This window comes from Pseudomonas sp. B611 (assembly GCF_055407965.1).
Genome location: NZ_JBUZST010000012.1, coordinates 80,786 through 100,166 on the forward strand (window position 1 = coordinate 80,786; position 19,381 = coordinate 100,166).

At 57.3% G+C, this 19,381-nt stretch carries 16 protein-coding genes and 1 other RNA gene; 8 read left to right on the forward strand and 9 right to left on the reverse strand.

The genetic code is table 11. The annotated features are described in order from the left end of the window. Positions 1-287: 287 nt before the first annotated feature. The 6 genes from ACZRMO_RS21895 to ACZRMO_RS21920 all read right to left on the reverse strand — a co-directional run bounded on the left by ACZRMO_RS21895 (position 288) and on the right by ACZRMO_RS21920 (position 8,924). Complete coding sequence (locus ACZRMO_RS21895) at positions 288-2,492, reverse strand: AIPR family protein (RefSeq protein ID WP_463974202.1); 2,205 nt, start codon at positions 2,490-2,492, stop codon at positions 288-290. Positions 2,493-2,760: 268 nt separating this feature from the next. Continuing rightward, positions 2,761-3,048, reverse strand: a complete 288-nt coding sequence (locus tag ACZRMO_RS21900) for a DUF6124 family protein (protein ID WP_463974203.1) — start codon at positions 3,046-3,048, stop codon at positions 2,761-2,763. A 384-nt stretch (positions 3,049-3,432) separates the two neighbouring features. After that, positions 3,433-3,829: a transfer-messenger RNA gene (ssrA, locus tag ACZRMO_RS21905) on the reverse strand. 104 nt (positions 3,830-3,933) lie between these two features. Continuing rightward, positions 3,934-4,212, reverse strand: coding sequence for a hypothetical protein (locus ACZRMO_RS21910; protein ID WP_463974204.1), 279 nt, complete (start codon positions 4,210-4,212; stop codon positions 3,934-3,936). A gap of 136 nt (positions 4,213-4,348) precedes the next feature. Next, on the reverse strand, positions 4,349-7,159 hold the full coding sequence (locus tag ACZRMO_RS21915; RefSeq protein WP_463974205.1) for an FAD-binding and (Fe-S)-binding domain-containing protein: 2,811 nt from the start codon (positions 7,157-7,159) through the stop codon (positions 4,349-4,351). Positions 7,160-7,229: 70 nt separating this feature from the next. After that, positions 7,230-8,924 (reverse strand): lactate permease LctP family transporter, encoded by a 1,695-nt coding sequence (locus tag ACZRMO_RS21920; RefSeq protein ID WP_017735531.1) that lies wholly within the window; start codon positions 8,922-8,924, stop codon positions 7,230-7,232. A gap of 261 nt (positions 8,925-9,185) precedes the next feature. Between ACZRMO_RS21920 and ACZRMO_RS21925 the strand changes: the two genes are divergently transcribed. Beyond that, on the forward strand, positions 9,186-9,953 hold the full coding sequence (locus ACZRMO_RS21925) for a GntR family transcriptional regulator (RefSeq protein ID WP_463974206.1): 768 nt from the start codon (positions 9,186-9,188) through the stop codon (positions 9,951-9,953). 38 nt (positions 9,954-9,991) lie between these two features. Here ACZRMO_RS21925 and smpB read toward each other — a convergent pair whose 3' ends face one another. After that, entirely contained in the window at positions 9,992-10,474 is a 483-nt protein-coding gene (smpB, locus tag ACZRMO_RS21930) for an SsrA-binding protein SmpB (protein WP_014719962.1), read from the reverse strand. Between the two features lie 167 nt (positions 10,475-10,641). On the opposite strand from smpB, the gene ACZRMO_RS21935 reads away from it, so the two are divergent. Both ACZRMO_RS21935 and ACZRMO_RS21940 read left to right on the forward strand, forming a co-directional pair. Next, positions 10,642-11,076 carry a type II toxin-antitoxin system RatA family toxin gene (locus tag ACZRMO_RS21935; RefSeq protein ID WP_017735533.1) on the forward strand — a complete coding sequence of 145 codons (435 nt, stop codon included), beginning with the start codon at positions 10,642-10,644 and terminating at the stop codon, positions 11,074-11,076. Continuing rightward, the gene (locus ACZRMO_RS21940; RefSeq protein ID WP_124527770.1) at positions 11,069-11,371 is read left to right on the forward strand and encodes an RnfH family protein; all 303 of its coding nucleotides are present in this window, start codon (positions 11,069-11,071) and stop codon (positions 11,369-11,371) included. The genes ACZRMO_RS21935 and ACZRMO_RS21940 overlap by 8 nt, the downstream gene beginning before the upstream one ends. A 63-nt stretch (positions 11,372-11,434) precedes the next feature. Here the strand turns inward: ACZRMO_RS21940 and ACZRMO_RS21945 are convergent, their stop codons facing one another. Beyond that, positions 11,435-11,962: an outer membrane protein assembly factor BamE gene (locus ACZRMO_RS21945; protein ID WP_463974207.1), complete on the reverse strand. Its 528-nt coding sequence runs from the start codon at positions 11,960-11,962 to the stop codon at positions 11,435-11,437. 98 nt (positions 11,963-12,060) lie between these two features. Here ACZRMO_RS21945 and fur point away from each other — a divergent pair, with 98 nt between their 5' ends. Next, positions 12,061-12,465, forward strand: a complete 405-nt coding sequence (fur, locus tag ACZRMO_RS21950) for a ferric iron uptake transcriptional regulator (RefSeq protein ID WP_207045611.1) — start codon at positions 12,061-12,063, stop codon at positions 12,463-12,465. Between the two features lie 86 nt (positions 12,466-12,551). On the opposite strand, the gene recN is transcribed toward fur, so the two are convergent. Then, positions 12,552-14,225: a DNA repair protein RecN gene (recN, locus tag ACZRMO_RS21955; protein WP_124527767.1), complete on the reverse strand. Its 1,674-nt coding sequence runs from the start codon at positions 14,223-14,225 to the stop codon at positions 12,552-12,554. Positions 14,226-14,479: 254 nt separating this feature from the next. Here recN and grpE point away from each other — a divergent pair, with 254 nt between their 5' ends. From grpE to dapB, 4 genes are all read left to right on the forward strand, one after another. Next, positions 14,480-15,040, forward strand: a complete 561-nt coding sequence (grpE, locus tag ACZRMO_RS21960; protein WP_463974208.1) for a nucleotide exchange factor GrpE — start codon at positions 14,480-14,482, stop codon at positions 15,038-15,040. Between the two features lie 102 nt (positions 15,041-15,142). Then, the gene (dnaK, locus tag ACZRMO_RS21965) at positions 15,143-17,059 is read left to right on the forward strand and encodes a molecular chaperone DnaK (RefSeq protein ID WP_463974209.1); all 1,917 of its coding nucleotides are present in this window, start codon (positions 15,143-15,145) and stop codon (positions 17,057-17,059) included. 317 nt (positions 17,060-17,376) lie between these two features. Next, entirely contained in the window at positions 17,377-18,501 is a 1,125-nt protein-coding gene (dnaJ, locus tag ACZRMO_RS21970; RefSeq protein ID WP_124527764.1) for a molecular chaperone DnaJ, read from the forward strand. A gap of 9 nt (positions 18,502-18,510) precedes the next feature. Next, positions 18,511-19,317, forward strand: a complete 807-nt coding sequence (gene dapB, locus ACZRMO_RS21975) for a 4-hydroxy-tetrahydrodipicolinate reductase (protein WP_463974210.1) — start codon at positions 18,511-18,513, stop codon at positions 19,315-19,317. Positions 19,318-19,381 lie beyond the last annotated feature (64 nt).

The window sequence follows — 19,381 nt, forward strand, 5'->3', positions numbered from 1 at the left end:
GCTCCCACGCCGATTCGGGCGCTTCGGTTGGATGGATGCTGCCTTGCCCGCAGTGCACGATTGACCCCGCCGCCGCACTTGCCCGACTAGCTCCTCCACAAGCCATTACCAGAGTTGGATCGTGGCTGTTTAAGTGTGTCAGCGTTGTGCTGGAAGCGGGGATCAAGTACGTGCCAGCGGCGACATGTATATCCACAGGCTCTATAGCAGAAGCGAATATTCATCCGTATATATAAGATTCGCCCTATAGGTGAGATGCGCCCATTGGGGCGCACCACACCTATAGGTCAGTGATCGCGTATCCACTTGTTGATTTTGATTCGGTGAGGCTCATCTTCGTCCCGATATCCAATGCTTCGATATTTTTCTAGTGTCCTGAGCGCGAAGATACACTGTTTTTCGGATGGTAAACGGTTTGGAATAACAGTGCAGGCTTTCAAGATTCCATCTTCCTTTATAGAGATAAGAGCTTTGTCTCGGGCCCAAGCCCTCAATCGCCCCCAGTATTCTCCCCCTAAAGATATTACCTGTGATTGCGCCTCGATACCGGAAATCATGGTTGCTTCTCGCTTTTGCTCCTGCTCTGCGGACCTTAGCTCGGCTAGAGTTACAGTGCACCGCGCGAGAGGAGAACCATAAGCGACTGCCGTTGTTCTAAGAGTCTCCCAACAAGCTTGTTTCTTTGCCCACTCGCTGATATTTGTCAACCCATGTACGGGATGCATGATTACAGCTGTTGCAAATTTAGCGGTGAATAACAATGCGCCTTCTAAGTCTGACGAGACACTATGACTGCGCCATACGGAGTCAAGGTCTATCGCAAGTCCTTTTTCTGCAACATCTGACGACAACTTCGAGACGGCATAGGTAACAATATTCGCGCGATAGCCACCAGGATACCACTCCTGCCTTGGAACTAGCTTTTCCATGTGTCTAAAAATAATTAATTTCGCTATCAAGCGCTTGTACCACAATTCATCAAAAGCTCCGTCCCCTTTGAGCCATTGCGCACCAATATCTTTGGCGAAATCAGCGAAGTTCTTTTGAGCGCCTTTACTTACAATATGCGGAAGCGCCTGGAAGCTAAACTCTACTTTCGCCAAATCAGTTTTGGTAAAAAACTGGTTTTTTGGGTACTCGATATCAAAGCGCCTTCTTTCTGCGTCAGATCGCTTTGCTCGCTCCACGAGATACTGTCCACGAGCGCGCTCATAAAACCATTTCGTATCACGAGACTCACTCTCGACAGGAGTGATAGTTCGCCTAGAGTAATCTTCCATGCGGATGTGGAAGGGGTGGTTTGAAAAGAAATCGGCAGCGCTTACTTTATTTTGGCTATTCGCAAATTCGGAAATTTTAGGTACCAGTTCTTCAGCCCTTGCAGGCGGAACAACTGTAAGCTTCATCTGAACATATACTTCTTTTAACGCATCAGGATTTATGCGTTTTGCAGCATGAATCGAAGCGGTCGTCTGCCCTCCGTTCACGATCTGCAGATTTTTTATTGATACTACTTGAGTTCCGCCGGGCTCGGAACTCTCAAGCTCTAAACTGTCAGCGGTGGCCGACAAACCATTGTTATATGAGAAAAACAGCGCAGGATCGGTGTTGATAGTGTCTCGAATGCTCTTGTTTACTTTGCCCTTTGCCTGCAAAAAGCTTCTGACATTAGACTCCAGTAATCTTGCGCCCCATTTGTCATAAATGTCCGCAAGCTGAATGCCTGGGATTACCATCAGGTAGCTGTCTAACTCTCCGCCATCTTTGGATGCCGCCAAAGCTGGTATCGATCCGCCAAACGTGTCGCGAAAATTTATATTCAATACCTCTCGTGCCTGCAGAGAGTTTTCGTAACGATAAAACCTGGATAAATCCCAAACATTATAAGTAGCTGGAACACCTCCGATTTCCCCTGCAGTCACAGCATCCGTGCGAGCACTGTAATTTGCATTGGTCACGTAAATGAGTTTGATCTTTGTTGTCGCACCCCATGCATCGGCTATCATAGATGCAAGCCCGGCAACTGGGCTGCCGGTGGGTAGCGACGTACGGAAATCTGACTTCCATGATGAGGTAATGAAGTTTCTTAAATATCCGAAGATCCGCTTTGCGTCCTGTGCATTAATCGTCTTCAGTTCGCTTCCATGAAATTCCGACACGATCAGGCTCAAAACACCATCGGTATCTCTTGGATCACCGCCACTGCCGTCCACTCTGATCGTCTTGTTGCTGACCACAACATCAACGTATGCACGCTCGGATGTCTCGATCTCTCCGACCGCCTCAAGACGTTCTGTCATCAGGTAGAAGAACGCATCTCTTTCTAGATCGGTTTCGCCACTACCGTCAGTATCACGCTGAACATCTGCGTAAATACTTAAATTAAATTCAGTTAACTCATTTTTTGCAGACGCTAATATCTCTTTTATAAATTCAATGCTCGATGAAGATGACTCTGAAACTACCCCGTCCGCACCTGAAAGATTCTCCATTTACATAATCCCTGCATATCGAGCCAGCAAATAATAGTTGTGTGAATATTCGATCGCTATACTGCTATGGCCTACTTGTCGATAAGCTAATAGCAAATTGCCAGACTAGGTTATATGGATCGGAAATTCAACAGCTTTTACTGGGATCAAGAACCCTGTTATGCCTAGGCTCAGCCTTCCTGTTGGCGTTTATGATTTTTCGACTTAAACTGCCGAATTCATTGAGCCAGTCCAAAATTCAGTCAGCGATTACAAGGCCGCCTTGGTGTCACGATCCTCTATTGGAGTGGCATCGGCAACGAAGCCGTTTGAACGTATCGGTAGTAGGGTGCATTACGACCAACACCCGCTCGATCAGTAACTCACCCAGCACGATTAATTGTTGGCTATCCAAAAGCTTCTGACGGTTTTCGCCTTCGAGTTCGAAGGCCAGATCGGTGGTGATAGCGTTAAGCGAGGCCAGAGTTTCGCTGGCTTGAATCAGCAGGGTTTCGGGGTCGATGTTTTGAGCGACCTCTAAAAGATTTGTCGGGGGATTGGGGGGGATTTTTTTCATGATGAGGCTCCCACACTGTTTAAGGAGCTGCCGGCCCCTGCTGTCAAACAGGATTGGGTGGCAGCTGTACGCAGGTTGACAGACCGAAAGTGTAGGAACCCGGCGCACCCGAAGATGCCCCACGCACAGCCGCCATGAACGACACGGGATGCGTGAAGCATGCCGTTAAATCATGGGGGGGGGTGAAAGGTTACACTTTTCGGCCTGTCAAAGCCGGTCGCTGATGAGCAACGACGGGCGAACATTAGCGTTGTGGTTGGGGTTGCGCCAGTTCACCAACGGCGTGACATCTTGAAGGAAAAATCCGAAGGCCCGCCGGCTGGGCTTTCTAGCCCTCAGAAACTACAAAACCCGCACTTGGCGGGTTTTGTCGATGGTTCGAATTGGTGGAGCCGGGGGGATTTGAACCCCCGTCCGCCAGTACTCCGCTGTCGGTACTACATGCGTAGCCGTTTCTATTAAGTTAACCCTCAGCGACCCGAAGGGCAGGGTGCTTTGGGCGAGTTGTGTAAGTTTTAGCCGCTTCGTCCACAACGTACTGCACGGCGATTCTGTTCTATATGACAATCACTTTGGGTTTACAGACATCCCCTGGTGATTGCTGGACCCGAAGGTACCAGAAGCTCAGGTCTAAGGCTGCTTACGCAGCGATAGCGAATTCCTGGCCGTAGTTTTCGTCATTGGCAACTATAAGAAGTTGCAACAGTGGATTTACGAGTTCTGTTACCAACTCGGCATGCACCTAAAGTTTCGCAACCGGCGTCGAATCCTAAACGGCCCCGTGCTTGTAACTCGTTGTTTCATAGTGAGTGACAAGCCTGTGCAGTGTACGCCAAACCGTCACGGAAGGCCAACCCGAAGGTTGGCCTCGAGCGGGTGAGGCGCCTATTGGCCGCCTTTCTCGCTGTTCTGCAGATCTTGCAGGGCCTTGGAGGTGATCTCGATGCACTTTTTGTCATCACCTGCGGCATGGGCGGCCTTGGCCGAGGCGACGGCCGTGTCGATCTCACCACTTTTGCCAGTGCTGTCGGTGGCGAGCGTCGCTTTACCGTCATTGATTCTGTTGAGGTTGATCTCGCAGAGGTCTTTGTCACCGGCAGCAAAAACCGGGGAGGCCAGCATCGCAGCGGTGATGAACAAGCCAGCAAGAGCGGAACGCTTCATAGGGTATCTCCTTGCGCAAAAGGGCTCGACGCTGCTGGCGTTCACGGGCTGCCAGCGACATCACTGAGGGGCCTCGTTTGCCGAGGCCTATGCAGATGACTGCGCTGGGGCGCAGGGGTTCGGTTTTTTTGCTGGATCAGTGGGCGCGGGCCTGGGTGACGCGGTCCACGAGGTAGACCAGCCCGTGGTAATCAATGCCGCCATGCTGGCTCAGGCCGATTTCGCAGGTGCGGCTGGTGGAGATGCCTTCGCTGCAATATTGCACGGCGTCCTTGAGGGAGCGCAGTGAGTGGGCGTTGAGTTGCGGCGTGGTAAAGCCTTTGTCGCCGGCAAAGCCGCAGCAATGGATGCCTTCCGGGATGACCACGGTTTTTGCGCAGCGGCGGGCTAGGTCGATCAAGGCCTGGCTTTCGCCCAGGTGCTGGGTGCTGCAGGTCACGTGGACGGCGATGGGGGCTTCCTGCGGTGTGAAGTCGAGGCGGTCCATCAGGTGGGTGCGGATAAAACGCACGGGGTCGTAAAGGTCCAGGCGTGTGTTGCCCAGGTCTTGCACCAGGCGCAGGGTGCAGGGGCTGGTGTCGCAATAGATCGGGTCGAGGCCGCCACGGCTGGCGTGGAGCAGGGCGCCGATCAGTTCCTGGCGCTTGTGTTCGGCTTGTTCGGCGTAGCCTTTGGAGGCAAAGGGCTGACCGCAGCAGAGGTTGTCCAGGTTGTCGGGAGAGACGACTTGATAGCCGGCCTTTTCCAGCAGACCACGGGTTTTGTCGTACAGCGACATTTGCTCTTTATCCCCGGCTGCCGGGCCCATGGTGCGTGAGACGCAGGCGGCCAGGTAGACCACACGTGGCCGCTCGTCGGTCACGGGGGGGCTGAAACGGATGGCTTTTTCCGGCTGGGGCATGGCGTTGGACCATTGCGGGATCTGCCCCTTGGACAGTTTGGTGACCGTGGCTGACAGCTTCGCCAGGCGGGGCGCGCCCAACAGCATCCGTGCCCCATTGGCCACGTGCAGGGTAAAGCGTGCGCCTTGCAGTGCGGTGGCGAAGTGGGTGGCCAACCATTCGGCGGTTTTCGTACGGTTGGCGTCGCGGCTACGCAGTTTTTTCACCAGGTCGCCGGTGTTGATTCCTACGGGGCAGCGTTGGGCGCATAGGCCGGTGGCGGCGCACGTCTCGATGCCTTGGTAGTGATAGGCCGCTTCCAGTTCGGTGGTGTCGATGCCGGCGCGTCGCTTCGCTTGGATGTCGCGCCAGATCACAATGCGCTGGCGCGGGCTTAGCGTCAGCCCTTTGGACGGGCACACCGGCTCGCAAAAGCCGCATTCGATGCACTTATCCACCAGCTCGTCGGCAGCGGGTAGTGGCTTGAGATGCTTAAGGTGGATTTGTGGGTCTTCGCTGAGGATCACGTCCGGGTTGAGGATGCCGTTGGGGTCGAGCAGGCGCTTGAGTTGCCACATCAGCTGATAGGCATCGCTGCCCCATTCCAGCTCGACAAATGGCGCCATGTTGCGGCCCGTGCCGTGTTCGGCCTTCAGCGAGCCGCCAAATTCCACGGCCACCAACTGTGCCACGTCGTCCATGAACGCCTGGTAGCGTGTGACTTCTTGCGCGCTGTTAAAGCCTTGGGTGAACACAAAGTGCAGATTGCCTTCCAGGGCGTGTCCGAAAAGGATGGCTTCGTCGTAGTGATGTTTGTCGAAGAGTTCGATCAAACGGTTGACGCCGATGGCCAACTGTTCGACCGGAAACGTCACGTCTTCGATAATTACCGTGGTGCCGGTTTTACGCACGGCGCCGACAGCCGGGAAGGTGTCTTTGCGGATGGCCCACAGGCGCGCGTTTTCCAGCGGGTCTTCGGTGAAGTCGACCTGTTTTTCCACGGGAAACGCCGCCAGGGACGCCATGATCAGTGCCAGTTGTTCTTGCAGCAGCGAAGACGACGCCGCGCGGGATTCGATCAGCAGTGCGCAGGCATTTTCCGACAAGTGCTGTACGAATGCGGGCATGCCGGGTTTGTTTTGCACCGAACGCATGCTGCGTCGATCCAGCAGTTCGACGGCGGAGACGGGCTGGGTTTTCAGCACTGTCACTGCGTTGCAGCACGTCTCGACGTCCGGGAACACGATCAGGGCCGAGGCCTTGTTCGGGTGGTCGATCACCGTGTCGTAGGTCACGGCGCTGATAAACCCCAGGGTGCCCTCGGAGCCCACCAGCAGGTGGCTTAGGATTTCCAGCGGGTCATCGAAATCCACCAGGGCGTTGAGGGACAGGCCGGTGGTATTTTTCAGACGGTATTTGTGGCGGATCTTGGCCGCCAATTCAGCATTTGCCCGCGTCTCGCGACCGAGTGTCGCCAGGCGTTCAAGTAGCGGGCCTTGCTGTTCACGAAAGGCCGCAACGCTTGCAGCGTCTTCGGTATCCAGGCGGCTGCCGTCAGCCAGGACCAAGCGGATACCCGCGAGGGTGTGATAGGTGTTTTGCGCCGTACCGCAGCACATGCCGCTGGCGTTGTTGGCGACGATGCCGCCAATTTTGCAGGCGTTGATCGACGCCGGGTCTGGTCCGATCTTGCGCCCGAATGGTGCCAGCCACGCGTTGGCTTGGGCGCCAATCACGCCGGGCTGCAGGCGGATCTGCGTACCTTGCCCGCGAATCTCGCGGCCATTCCAGTTATCGCCCAGTACGATCAGCACGGAGTCGCTGATGGCTTGCCCTGACAGGCTGGTACCGGCTGCACGGAAGGTCACCGGAACGTGATCACGCTGGGCCAGTTGCAGCAGGGCGACGACCTCGTCTTCTGACTCCACGCGGATAACCAACTGTGGGACAAGTCGGTAAAAGCTGGCGTCGGTGCCGAATGCGAGGGTGGAAAGCGGGTCGTCGAAGCGCCGATCGTTCGGGATCAGGTGTGCGACGTCGTGCAGGAAAGCAGCAGGCAGGCTCATCGGTCCTCCAGAAATAGCTGACGCCGGAATCGTGGTCCGGCGTCGATTCTTACTCTATTGCGTGCAGGCCTTAGTGCACCAGCATACCGGTGAACCAGTAGGCCTGGGCCAGGGTGATCAGGCCGACGATGGTGGCAAAGAACAGGCTGTGCTTGAGTGTGAAGCGGAACAGGTCCGATTCCTTGCCGACCAGGCCAGTGGCTGCGCACGCCACGGCGATTGATTGCGGCGAGATCATCTTGCCGGTCACGCCGCCGCTGGTGTTTGCCGCGACCAGCAGGGTGTCATTGACGCCGATCTGGTGCGCAGTGGTGGCTTGCAACGAGCTGAACAGGGCGTTGGACGAGGTGTCCGAGCCTGTCAGGAAAACCCCCAGCCAGCCGAGGAAAGGCGAGAAGAACGGGAAGGCTGCGCCCGTGCCGGCCAATACCAGCGCCATGGTGGACGACATGCCGGAGTAGTTGGTGACGAAGGCAAAGGCCAGCACCATGCCGATGGACAGGATCGGCCAGCGCAGCTCGTAGAAAGTTTCTTTTAAAGTGGTCAGACCAGTTTTGATGTCGATTTTCAGCACCAGCATCGAGATCAGTGCGGAGAAGAAAATCGCTGTGCCGGTTGCGGAGATCGGGTCCAGCTTGAATACGGCCGGAATCGCCGTCGGGTTGGTCACGATCGGGGCCACCTTGACCACCAACTGGTCCAGGTGCGGGATCGCGAAGTTGAACACCCAGCTGTACATCGAGCCGCCAGCGGCGAACATGGCCTTGAACGGCTTGAGGGTCCAGATGGTGACCAGCACGGTCAGGATCAGGAAGGGCGACCAGGCCTTGAAAATTTCCCCCAGGCTGTAAGGCGACGCCACGGTGCTGCGGGGCAGGCCGAAGCCGCCGGCACTGGCGGTCACGGCGGCACTGGTGGTCGCGCCGGCAATCTGTGCGCCTGCGGTGCGCTTGGGTTGCCAGACTTTCAGGAACAGGGTCAGGGAAATCAGGCTGGCCAGGGCCGAGGTGATATCCGGCAGTTCCGGGCCAATGAAGTTGGACGTGAAGTACTGCGTGATGGCGAAGCTCAGGCCCGCGACCAGTGCGGCCGGCCAGGTTTCACGAACGCCGCGCAGGCCGTCCATCATGAACACCAGCCAGAACGGTACGAACAGCGACAGCAGCGGCAGTTGGCGGCCGGTCATGGCGCCAATCTTGAACGCGTCGATGCCGGTCACTTGGCCAGCAACGATGATCGGGATGCCCAGGGCGCCGAACGCCACCGGTGCGGTGTTGGCGATCAGGCACAGGCCGGCGGCGTACAGCGGGTTGAAACCCAGGCCCACCAACAGCGCGGCGGTGATCGCCACAGGGGCGCCAAAGCCGGCAGCACCTTCGAGGAAGGCGCCGAAGCAGAAGCCAATCAACAACACTTGCAGGCGTTGATCGTCAGTGATCGACAGGACCGAGCTGCGGATGACTTCGAACTGGCCGCTCTTGACGGTCAATTTGTAGAGGAATACGGCGGCAACGATGATCCACGCGATGGGCCACAGGCCGTAGGCAAAACCGTAGCCGGCGGCGGCAAGCGCCATGTCCACAGGCATCTGGAAGGCAAAGATCGCCACCAGGATCGAAAGGGCCAACGTGATGCTGCCGGCCACGTGGCCTTTGAGGCGGAACACGGCCAGGGCCAGAAAGAAGAACACGATGGGGATGACGGCGGCCAGTGCGGACAGGCCAAGGCTGCCGAGAGGGCTGTAGAGCTGTTGCCAGGTTTGCATATGGGGTGGCCCCTAATTGTTGTTGGTCATGCATTTTTTGTTAGCTTGGTTAATTGGTAATACCAATTTACAATCGCTGTTGGCTAGGTTAAGAGTCTTCGGGGTGGTGTGTCAATTTGCCGCCCGCGATACTTTCGTCGTAGGTCGGTGGGTGAGGGGATCTGAGCGGGTAAAACCAGGGTGCTCTGATAGGTGCTGCAAGCGCTGCGATAGGCGAGAATAGAGGGCCCGGCGAGTGGTCGGGATGGTGGAGAGTGAGTTATGGGGTTTGATCAGGTGCGTCAGCGCCGTTTGTCCGACGATATTGTCGAGCAGCTTGAGGGCATGATCCTTGAGGGCACGCTGAAGTCGGGCGAGCGCTTGCCGGCCGAGCGCGCATTGGCGGAGCAGTTTGGTGTGTCGCGCCCGTCATTGCGTGAGGCGATCCAGAAATTGGCGGCCAAGGGCTTGCTGGTCAGTCGCCAGGGCGGGGGTAACTACGTCGTTGATTCGTTAGGGTCTACGTTCAGCGACCCGTTGCTGCACCTGTTGGAAAACAATCCCGAGGCGCAGCGTGATCTGTTGGAGTTTCGTCAGACCCTTGAAGCGTCATGCGCTTATTACGCGGCGTTACGCGCCACCGAGGTTGATCGTGAGCGGCTGACCGCGGCGTTCGAGGCGCTGCAGGACTGCTATACGCGTGTCGATGAGGTCAGTCGGGCGGAGGAAGGTGCGGCCGATGCGAGCTTTCACCTGGCGATTGCCGAGGCCAGCCATAACGCCGTGTTGCTGCATACCATTCGTGGGCTGTTCGATTTGCTCAAGCGTAATGTGGTGACCAACATTGGTGGCATGTATCAGCAGCGTACGGAAACCCGCGACATGCTGATCAGTCAGCATCGGGATTTGTACCTGGCGATTATCGAAGGGCGGGCGGAGGAGGCGCGCGAGGTCTCCACACGTCATTTGCAGTATGTGCAGGAAGTGTTGGAGGAAGTGCGTCAGGAGGTTCAGCGCGTGGCGCGGGCGGAGCGGCGTAAGGGCATGTAGCCAAGGGTGACTCACCCAAGGCTACAGCGCGGCAAGGATTATTCCTCCTTGCCTTTGTTGCGCACGGCGCGATGCAGCTCGCGATTGGAGTCGCGCTCGCGCTCGGTATCGCGTTTGTCGTATTCCTTCTTGCCCTTGCCCAGTGCGATTTCGCACTTGACCAGGTGCTTGCTCCAGTACCAGGACAGGCAGACGCAGGCATAGCCTTTCTGCTGTACGGCAGCGGCGAGTTTTTCCAGCTCGCGCGCATTGAGCAATAGCTTGCGTGTACGCACCGGGTCGGCAATCACATGGGTGCTCGCGGTGGTCAGCGGGGTGATATGACTGCCCAGCAGCCACGCCTCGCCATCCTTGAGCAGCACGTAGCTGTCAACCAGTTGCAGCTTGCTGGCACGCAGACTCTTTACTTCCCAGCCGGCCAGGACCAAGCCAGCCTCGAACCGATGTTCGATGAAGTAATCGTGTCGCGCCTTTTTGTTTTGCGCGATGGTCCCTGTGGGGTGTTTCTTTTGTTTAGCCATAGGGGCGGCATTATAGGGAGTTGCGAGCGTGTCGGCTACGGTCAACCTGCGTGCTTGAGCGTGTTGGATGAATCCCGGACAATACGGGCAGTTCTTTGGTTTTTTTCTCTCGCGGATCGGCCTGTTGTTTCGCGATGTTTTGCCTCAGCAGTGGAAATAACGCTCACATGACGACGCACATTCAACGTTCGGCCCTGCTGCCCTATCCGGCGCAGGCGCTCTATGACCTGGTCAACGACGTGGCGCGTTACCCGGAATTCTTGCCGTGGTGCTCGGCCGCCGAAGTGCTGGAAAGCAGTGATGAGCACATGGTGGCCAGTGTCGGCGTGGCGAAGGGCGGGATTGGCCAGCACTTTGTTACGCGTAATGTCCTGGTGCCTGGGAAGTCCATCGAGATGAATCTGCAGGAAGGGCCGTTTACCCAGCTTCACGGTGTGTGGGTGTTCAAGGCGCTGACTGACAAGGCTTGCAAGATCAGCCTGGATCTCTCTTTTGATTACGCCGGCCCGCTTGTGCGCGCGACGTTGGGGCCTTTGTTCAATCAGGCGGCCAATACCCTGGTGGACGCGTTCTGCCAGCGCGCCAAGCAACTGCATGGTTGAGATTGAAGTGGTGTATGCCGCCGAGGATCGCCAGGTGTTGCGAGTGGTGGCGGTACCGTCGGGCACCAGCCTGCGGGCGGCAGTGCAGGCATCGGGGATAGCGGCGCAGTTTCCCGGGGTGGCGCTGGCGGAGTGTCCGTTGGGGATATTTGGCAAGGTGGTTGCCGACCCTGAGGTTCGGGCTGTGCAAGCGGGAGATCGGATTGAGATCTACCGGCCCTTGCAGGCTGATCCAAAGGAGGTGCGCCGGTTGCGTGCCGCCAAGGCTGCCTTGGCCAGGCAACAGAATTCCTAGGCTTGCCAAATGGCAGGCAACAAAAAGCCCGGCATGCCGGGCTTTTTGTTGAGCGCCGCAAACTTACTGCGGGCTGGTGTCCAGCGGTTGCGGCGTTGGGACTGGAACAGTCTCCACGCCGTCGACGTCTTTCTGGATCTTGTCGAGCAGGGAACCTGGCTTGGCAGGAACTTCGGACTTCGGCTTCTCGGCTTCCTGCGCTGGCGCAGTCACGTCGGTGCCGTTGTCCTTGCCGAGCAAGGCTTCATCGCGGCTTACGCCAGGCATGAAGTCACCGGACAGGCTCACAAGCTGGTCATTGCCATTAAAAATGACGCTGACGCGTTCCTGTTGGCGTTCACCGCCACCAGGCTGGATGCTGTAGAGATAATCCCAGCGATCAGCATGGAAAGTGTCGGTCAGCAGGGGGTTGCCCATGATAAACCGTACTTGCCGTCGGGTCATTCCCGGGCGTAACTGGTCTATCATGTCCTGCGTGACGACATTGCCCTGCTGGATGTCGATTTTGTAAACCCCGGGGAATGAACAACCGGCGAGTGCGAGCAGTCCCACAAAGGTGAAACTGGTTAGCAAGAGCTTGGTGTTTTGCATCGGTGGGCGACTTCCACTATCTTGGCTGGGACAACGTAAACGCCGATCATACCCGTATTAAGAGAAGCTGCGAAGCAGCATCCGCGAGAAAGCTAACCATGGTTGAAAATAGCGAACTACGCAAAGCCGGTCTTAAAGTGACTCTGCCACGAGTCAAGATTCTACAAATGCTCGATTCTGCTGAGCAGCGCCACATGAGTGCCGAAGATGTCTACAAGGCGCTGATGGACTCGAACGAAGACGTTGGCCTGGCCACGGTTTACCGTGTACTGACCCAGTTTGAGGCCGCAGGGCTGGTGGTTCGTCACAATTTCGACGGTGGCCATGCGGTGTTTGAACTGGCTGACGGTGGTCATCATGACCACATGGTTGACCTGGATACCAATGAGGTTATCGAGTTCACCAGCCCAGAGATCGAGGCGCTGCAGCATAAGATTGCTGAGGACCATGGCTTCGATTTGGTTGACCACAATCTCGTGTTGTACATCCGTAAGAAAAAGTAAAAACAGCGCAGATTTGCCCTGTGAAACGATCGAAGGCGACCCTAGGGTCGCCTTCGTGCTTTCTATATGAGGGTGAAAATGGCAGATCAGGCCTTCGACGCCACTACCATTTTCTTCGCATGTGCCAGCGACTCTTTGGTCAGGTCGATGCCACCGAGCATCCGCGCTACCTCTTCCACGCGTTCCGACTTATTCAGCTTGGATACGGCCGTGTGGGTCGCATCGCTCCCGCGCACTTTATGTACAAACAGGTGTTGATGCCCTTGGGCCGCTACCTGTGGCAAGTGCGTGACCGTCAGTACCTGGCCGCGATCCCCCAGGCGACGTAGCAGTTGGCCGACAATTTCCGCGGTCGGCCCGCCAATGCCCACGTCTACTTCATCGAATACCAGCGTTGGCACGCGCGACGTTTGCGCGGTAATGACCTGGATCGCCAGGCTGATCCGCGACAGCTCACCACCGGACGCCACTTTTGCCAGTGCCTTTAGCGGTTGCCCGGGGTTGGCGCTGACCAGCAGCTCGACGTGTTCGAGGCCGTGGGGTTGCAGTTCGTTGTTGGCATTGGCGCGCAACTCAATGGTGAAACGTCCGCCAGGCATACCCAGTCGCTGGATTTCCTGTTCCACGGCGCTGGCAAGGCCGCTGGCAGCCTGTTGGCGCAGGTCGCTCAGCTCTCGTGCTTTCTCCTGGTAGTGCCTGGCAAAAGCAGCAAGCTCATCGGCAAGGCGCTCAATGGATTCGTCATTGGCGTTCAGGGTTTCGATTTCATCCAGCAGTTTCTGCTGCATCGTCGCCACTTCGGTCGGCTGGATTCGATGCTTGCGCGCCAGGGTATAGATAGTGTCCAGGCGCTCTTCGATTTCCTGCAGGCGTGCCGGGTCGGCATCGAAGTGGTCCAGAAAGCGATTCAGCTCGCCGACGGCTTCCTCGACCTGGATCTGCGCGCTGGTCAGCAGAGTGGTCGCTTCGTTCAAGGAGCCTGCGGCATTGTTCACGCTGGAGAGGCGATTGAGGCTGGCGGTCAGCGCATTGAGCACATTGCCTGAATCGCTCTCGCTGCATTGCTCGACCACCTGGCGGCAGATGCCCAGCAGGGTTTCGGCGTTGGTGAGGTTCTTGTGTTCCTGCTCAAGTTGCTCCAGCTCGGTTTCGCCCAGGCCCAGGCTTTCGAGTTCTTCGAGTTGATAGCTGAGCAATTGGTGGCGAGCGCGCTGCTCGTCACCGGAATTGGACAGGCGTTCCAGTTCCTGGCGCGTCTGGCGCCAGCGCTGGGCTGCCAACTGCACTTGGCGCGCAAGGTCGGTGGCGCCGGCGTACTCGTCGAGCAGGCGGCGGTGAGTGTCGGTTTTCAGCAGGGACTGGTGTTCGTGCTGGCTGTGGATATCGATCAGCAACTCGCCCAGGGCTTTCAGGTCGCCAAGGGGGCAGGGCGTGCCGTTGATATAGCCGCGTGAGCGGCCTTCGGCAGTGATGACCCGGCGCAGGATGCACGGGCCGTCGTTATTCAGGTCGCGTTCGGCGAGCCAGGCTTCGGCTTCTGGAATGTCCGCCAGGTCGAAGGTCGCCAGGATGTCGGCCTTGTCTGCGCCTGGGCGCACAACGCCGCTGTCGGCGCGGTCGCCGAGGGTAAGGCCCAGGGCGTCGAGCATGATCGACTTGCCGGCGCCGGTTTCGCCTGTGATTACGCTCATCCCGCGATCCAGTTCGAGATCCAGGTGTTCAACGATGGCGTAGTTATGTACAGACAGGTGCACGAGCATGACGGCCGCTCCCAGGCGTTAGGTCTGGTTATTTATACAGTGTTTTGTTCTGAGCTGACAATCCTGACGCTTAGCTCGATTTGCTTGAATGGCTTGTTTTTTTAGCGCAATCAGGAATGACTGCCCAGGAATTGATCCCGGACACACGAAAGACTTTTGGTAATGCTCGCGCCCTTGAACCTGGAAATTGTGGCCCCATATACCGGAACAGAAGCGCGAGTTGAGTTCGCGCATGATTTTGAAAGGAGAAAACTATGGCTGACGAACAGACGCAGGATACGCAAACTCCAGACGCTAATGCGGCTGCCGGCGATGACATGGCAACTCGTGTGCAAGTGCTCGAAGAGCAATTGGCCGCTGCGAATGATCAGGCTTTGCGTGTTGCCGCCGATCTGCAGAACGTCCGCCGCCGTGCCGAGCAGGATGTAGAAAAGGCTCACAAGTTCGCACTGGAAAAATTCGCCGGTGACTTGCTGCCGATCATCGACAGCCTGGAACGTGGTCTTGAGTTGTCCAACGCGGAAGACGAAAACATCCGGCCAATGCGCGAAGGGATCGAACTGACCCTGAAAATGTTCCAGGACACCCTGAAGCGTTATCAGTTGGAAGCGGTTGATCCACAAGGCGGCGAGCCGTTCAACGCTGACCATCACCAGGCCATGGCCATGCAGGAAAGCCATGATCTTGAGCCGAACAGCGTGCTGAAGACGTTCCAGAAGGGTTACCTGCTCAACGGTCGCTTGCTGCGCCCGGCAATGGTGGTAGTGAGCAAGGCTCCTGCACCCGTTGCACCTTCTATTGATGAGCAGGCTTGAAATTCGCCGCAAGGCCCCCATCTATAAGTCAAGCGTTTAAGTGCTACCGCAGTTAGCCACAACTGCTGCGGCAACCAAATTCAAGTTTCGGGAGAGTAAATCATGGGCAAAATTATCGGTATCGACCTGGGGACCACCAACTCGTGTGTCTCCGTTCTGGAAAACGGTAAAGCTAAAGTTATCGAAAACGCCGAAGGCGCGCGTACTACGCCGTCGATCATTGCTTACGCCAATGACGGTGAGATTCTTGTGGGTCAGTCGGCCAAGCGCCAGGCTGTAACCAACCCGCACAACACCCTGTACGCAGTAAAACGTCTGATCGGTCGTAAGTTCGACGAAGAAGTCGTACAGAAAGACATCAAGATGGTTCCGTACAAAATCGCCAAGGCTGACAACGGTGACGCCTGGGTTGAAGTGAACGGCCAGAAAATGTCCGCTCCACAGATCTCGGCTGAAGTCTTGAAAAAGATGAAGAAGACTGCCGAAGACTACCTCGGTGAGCCAGTGACTGAAGCGGTGATCACCGTTCCAGCCTACTTCAACGACAGCCAGCGCCAGGCGACCAAAGACGCCGGCCGCATTGCGGGCCTGGACGTAAAACGTATCATCAACGAACCAACCGCAGCTGCTCTGGCTTACGGTATGGACAAGGCCAAAGGCGACCACACTGTGATCGTTTATGACCTGGGTGGTGGTACTTTCGACGTCTCCGTGATCGAGATCGCTGAAGTTGACGGCGAGCACCAGTTTGAAGTGTTGGCCACCAACGGTGACACCTTCCTGGGCGGTGAAGACTTTGACATTCGTCTGATCGACTACCTCGTCGACGAATTCAAGAAAGAAAGCGGCATGAACCTCAAAGGTGACCCGCTGGCGATGCAGCGCCTGAAAGAAGCCGCTGAGAAAGCCAAGATCGAACTGTCGTCCAGCAATGCGACCGACGTGAACCTGCCGTACATCACTGCAGATGCCACCGGTCCTAAGCACTTGAACGTGAAGATTTCTCGCGCCAAGTTGGAATCGCTGGTCGAAGACCTGGTTCAGCGCACCATCGAGCCTTGCCGCATTGCTCTGAAAGACGCCGGTATCGACGTTGGCGCGATCAACGACGTGATCCTGGTGGGCGGTCAGACCCGTATGCCATTGGTTCAGCAGAAAGTTACCGAGTTCTTCGGCAAGGAAGCACGTAAAGACGTGAACCCGGACGAAGCGGTTGCCATGGGTGCTGCTATCCAGGGCGCGGTATTGGCCGGCGACGTGAAAGACGTGCTGCTGCTGGACGTCAGCCCGCTGACCCTGGGTATCGAAACCATGGGCGGCGTGATGACCGCGCTGATCGAGAAAAACACCACGATTCCTACCAAGAAATCGCAAGTGTTCTCGACTGCCGATGACAACCAGGGCGCTGTGACCATTCACGTGCTGCAAGGTGAGCGCAAACAGGCTGCTCAGAACAAGTCCCTGGGCAAGTTCGACCTGGCCGAGATTCCACCAGCACCACGTGGCGTGCCACAAATCGAAGTGACCTTCGACATCGACGCCAACGGCATCCTGCACGTCGGCGCGAAAGACAAGGCGACTGGCAAAGAGCAGAAGATCACGATCAAGGCCAACTCCGGTCTGTCTGATGAAGAAATTCAACAGATGATTCGTGATGCGGAAGCCAACGCTGATGCGGATGCCAAGTTTGCAGAATTGGCTGGCGCCCGTAACCAAGGTGATGCCCTGGTTCACTCGACGCGCAAAATGGTTGCTGATGCAGGCGACAAGGTGACTGACGAAGAGAAGACCGCAATCGAAGCTGCCGTGGTTGCCCTGGAAGCCGCTATCAAAGGCGACGACAAGGCTGCCATCGATGCCAAGGTTGAGGAGCTGTCGAAAGTCTCCGCGCCGGTTGCTCAGAAGATGTACGCCGAACAAGGTCAGCCAGCGGACGGTGCAGCGCAACAGGCAGAGCCTGAAGCCAAGCACGACGACGTTGTCGATGCCGAGTTCGAAGAAGTAAAAGACCAGAAGTAAGTTGGTCGCCCGGTTGACCGCTATCAAGCGGTGACTGGTAGGATGTCGCCGCGCGGGAGCTTGCTCCCGCGTTGGCGTGTCTGGGGTATACGAATTTTTACAGCATGCGACAGCGTTCGGGTGCTGGCGGTGTGATCGGGAATGCTCCTGCTTTCCGAGCAGTAATTACCGCATTTTTGGCCGGGTACCTGGCTAAAAGTAGTAATGACCAGGATCGTTGAATTGACGTGAGTTGGGTCCGGGCCTGTATTGGGGCTCAACGAGTTTGGCAGGGCTCAGGAGGGTCTGGCCGAACGTCCTTAAGAGTGCAAAGACTTATGGCAAAGCGTGACTATTACATTGTGTTGGGTGTGGAGCGCAGCTCCAGCGAGGCGGACCTGAAGAAGGCTTACCGTCGCCTGGCGATGAAGCATCACCCGGACCGTAACCCGGATAGCAAAGAATCCGAAGAACTGTTCAAAGAGGCCAACGAGGCCTACGAATGCTTGTCTGATCCCAACAAGCGTGCGGCCTACGACCAGTACGGCCATGCCGGTGTCGATCCGAGCATGGGTGGCGGTGGCGCCGGTTTTGGCGGTCAGAACTTCTCCGATATCTTCGGCGATGTCTTCAGTGACTTCTTCGGCGGTGGCCGTGGTGGCCAGCGTGGTGGTGCCCAGCGTGGCAGCGACTTGCGCTACACCCTGGAGCTGAACCTGGAAGAAGCCGTGCGCGGCACCAGCGTCAACATCCGCGTGCCGACGCTGGTCAACTGCACGCCGTGCGATGGTTCGGGCGCGAAGAAAGGCTCCTCGCCGATCACCTGCCCGACGTGTGGCGGTATTGGTCAGGTCCGTATGCAGCAGGGCTTTTTCTCGGTGCAGCAGACCTGCCCGCGTTGCCATGGTCAGGGCAAGATCATTTCCGATCCGTGCGATTCCTGCCACGGCGAAGGCCGTGTCGAAGAGTACAAGACCCTTTCGGTGAAAGTGCCGGCGGGCGTCGATACCGGTGATCGCATCCGCCTGTCGGGCGAAGGCGAGGCGGGTACCCAGGGCGGGCCTACGGGCGACCTGTACGTGGTGATCAATGTGCGTGAGCACTCGATCTTCCAGCGTGACGGCAAGCACCTGTTCTGCGAAGTGCCGATCAGCTTTGTTGATGCGGCCTTGGGCGGCGAGTTGGAGATTCCGACCCTTGACGGTCGAGTGAAGCTCAAGATTCCAGAAGGGACCCAGACCGGCAAGCAGTTCCGTATCCGCGGCAAAGGCGTTGCGCCGGTGCGCGGTGGCGGTGCTGGCGACCTGATGTGCCGTGTGGCGATCGAGACGCCGGTCAACCTGAACCGTCGCCAGCGCGAACTGCTTGAGGAATTCCGCAGCTCCCTGGCAGGTGATGACTCCCACTCGCCAAAGACCACGGGCTTTTTCGATGGCGTGAAGCGCTTCTTCGGCGATCTGTAAGGAATGAATATGCGACGTATAGCCGTAATGGGCGCTGCCGGGCGCATGGGCAAGACGCTGATCGAGGCGGTGCAGCAGCGCTCGCCGGTTTCTGGGCTGACGGCGGCGATCGTTCGCCCCGGCAGCACGTTGATCGGTGCGGACGCCGGTGAGTTGGCCTCGTTGGGGCGTATCGGTGTTCCGATGTCGGGCGACCTGGAGCAGGTAGCCGATAAGTTCGACGTGCTGATCGACTTCACGCTGCCGGACGTAATGCTGAAGAACCTGGCGTTCTGTCGCAAGGCGGGCAAGGCCATGGTTATCGGCACTACGGGCTTGAGTGCTGAGCAGAAGCAGTTGCTGGTGGAGGCGGGCAAGGAGATTCCTGTCGTGTTCGCTGCCAACTTCAGTGTCGGCGTGAATCTGTCGCTCAAGCTGCTGGATCTGGCTGCTCGTGTGCTGGGTGATGAAGCGGATATCGAGATTATCGAAACCCATCACCGTCACAAGATCGACGCACCGTCGGGCACTGCGCTGCGCATGGGTGAGGCGATTGCCGATGCGCTGGGCCGTGATCTGTCGAAGGTGGCGGTTTACGGCCGTGAAGGCCATACCGGTGAGCGTGCGCGTGACACCATTGGGTTTGCGACCGTGCGCGGTGGTGATGTGGTGGGTGATCACACGGTGCTGTTCGCCACTGAAGGTGAGCGCCTGGAAATCACGCACAAGGCGTCCAGTCGCATGACCTTTGCCAAGGGTGCGGTACGTGCCGCGCTGTGGTTGGAAGGTCGTACGCCTGGTCTGTACGACATGCGCGATGTGCTGGATCTGCACTAATCAGTAGCTAAAACGGGGCCTCAGGATTATCCTAAGGCCCCGTTTTTACCCGCTAAGCGACGTC

Coding starts and splice junctions, on each gene's coding strand:
- ACZRMO_RS21940 (WP_124527770.1), top strand. CDS start 11,069: ATGGTTGAGATTGAAGTGGTGTATGCCGCCGAGGATCGCCAGGTGTTG.
- ACZRMO_RS21915 (WP_463974205.1), bottom strand. CDS start 7,159: ATGAGCCTGCCTGCTGCTTTCCTGCACGACGTCGCACACCTGATCCCG.
- dnaK (WP_463974209.1), top strand. CDS start 15,143: ATGGGCAAAATTATCGGTATCGACCTGGGGACCACCAACTCGTGTGTC.
- ACZRMO_RS21895 (WP_463974202.1), bottom strand. CDS start 2,492: ATGGAGAATCTTTCAGGTGCGGACGGGGTAGTTTCAGAGTCATCTTCA.
- ACZRMO_RS21920 (WP_017735531.1), bottom strand. CDS start 8,924: ATGCAAACCTGGCAACAGCTCTACAGCCCTCTCGGCAGCCTTGGCCTG.
- ACZRMO_RS21900 (WP_463974203.1), bottom strand. CDS start 3,048: ATGAAAAAAATCCCCCCCAATCCCCCGACAAATCTTTTAGAGGTCGCT.
- dnaJ (WP_124527764.1), top strand. CDS start 17,377: ATGGCAAAGCGTGACTATTACATTGTGTTGGGTGTGGAGCGCAGCTCC.
- ACZRMO_RS21910 (WP_463974204.1), bottom strand. CDS start 4,212: ATGAAGCGTTCCGCTCTTGCTGGCTTGTTCATCACCGCTGCGATGCTG.
- grpE (WP_463974208.1), top strand. CDS start 14,480: ATGGCTGACGAACAGACGCAGGATACGCAAACTCCAGACGCTAATGCG.
- dapB (WP_463974210.1), top strand. CDS start 18,511: ATGCGACGTATAGCCGTAATGGGCGCTGCCGGGCGCATGGGCAAGACG.
- recN (WP_124527767.1), bottom strand. CDS start 14,225: ATGCTCGTGCACCTGTCTGTACATAACTACGCCATCGTTGAACACCTG.
- ACZRMO_RS21945 (WP_463974207.1), bottom strand. CDS start 11,962: ATGCAAAACACCAAGCTCTTGCTAACCAGTTTCACCTTTGTGGGACTG.
- ACZRMO_RS21935 (WP_017735533.1), top strand. CDS start 10,642: ATGACGACGCACATTCAACGTTCGGCCCTGCTGCCCTATCCGGCGCAG.
- fur (WP_207045611.1), top strand. CDS start 12,061: ATGGTTGAAAATAGCGAACTACGCAAAGCCGGTCTTAAAGTGACTCTG.
- smpB (WP_014719962.1), bottom strand. CDS start 10,474: ATGGCTAAACAAAAGAAACACCCCACAGGGACCATCGCGCAAAACAAA.
- ACZRMO_RS21925 (WP_463974206.1), top strand. CDS start 9,186: ATGGGGTTTGATCAGGTGCGTCAGCGCCGTTTGTCCGACGATATTGTC.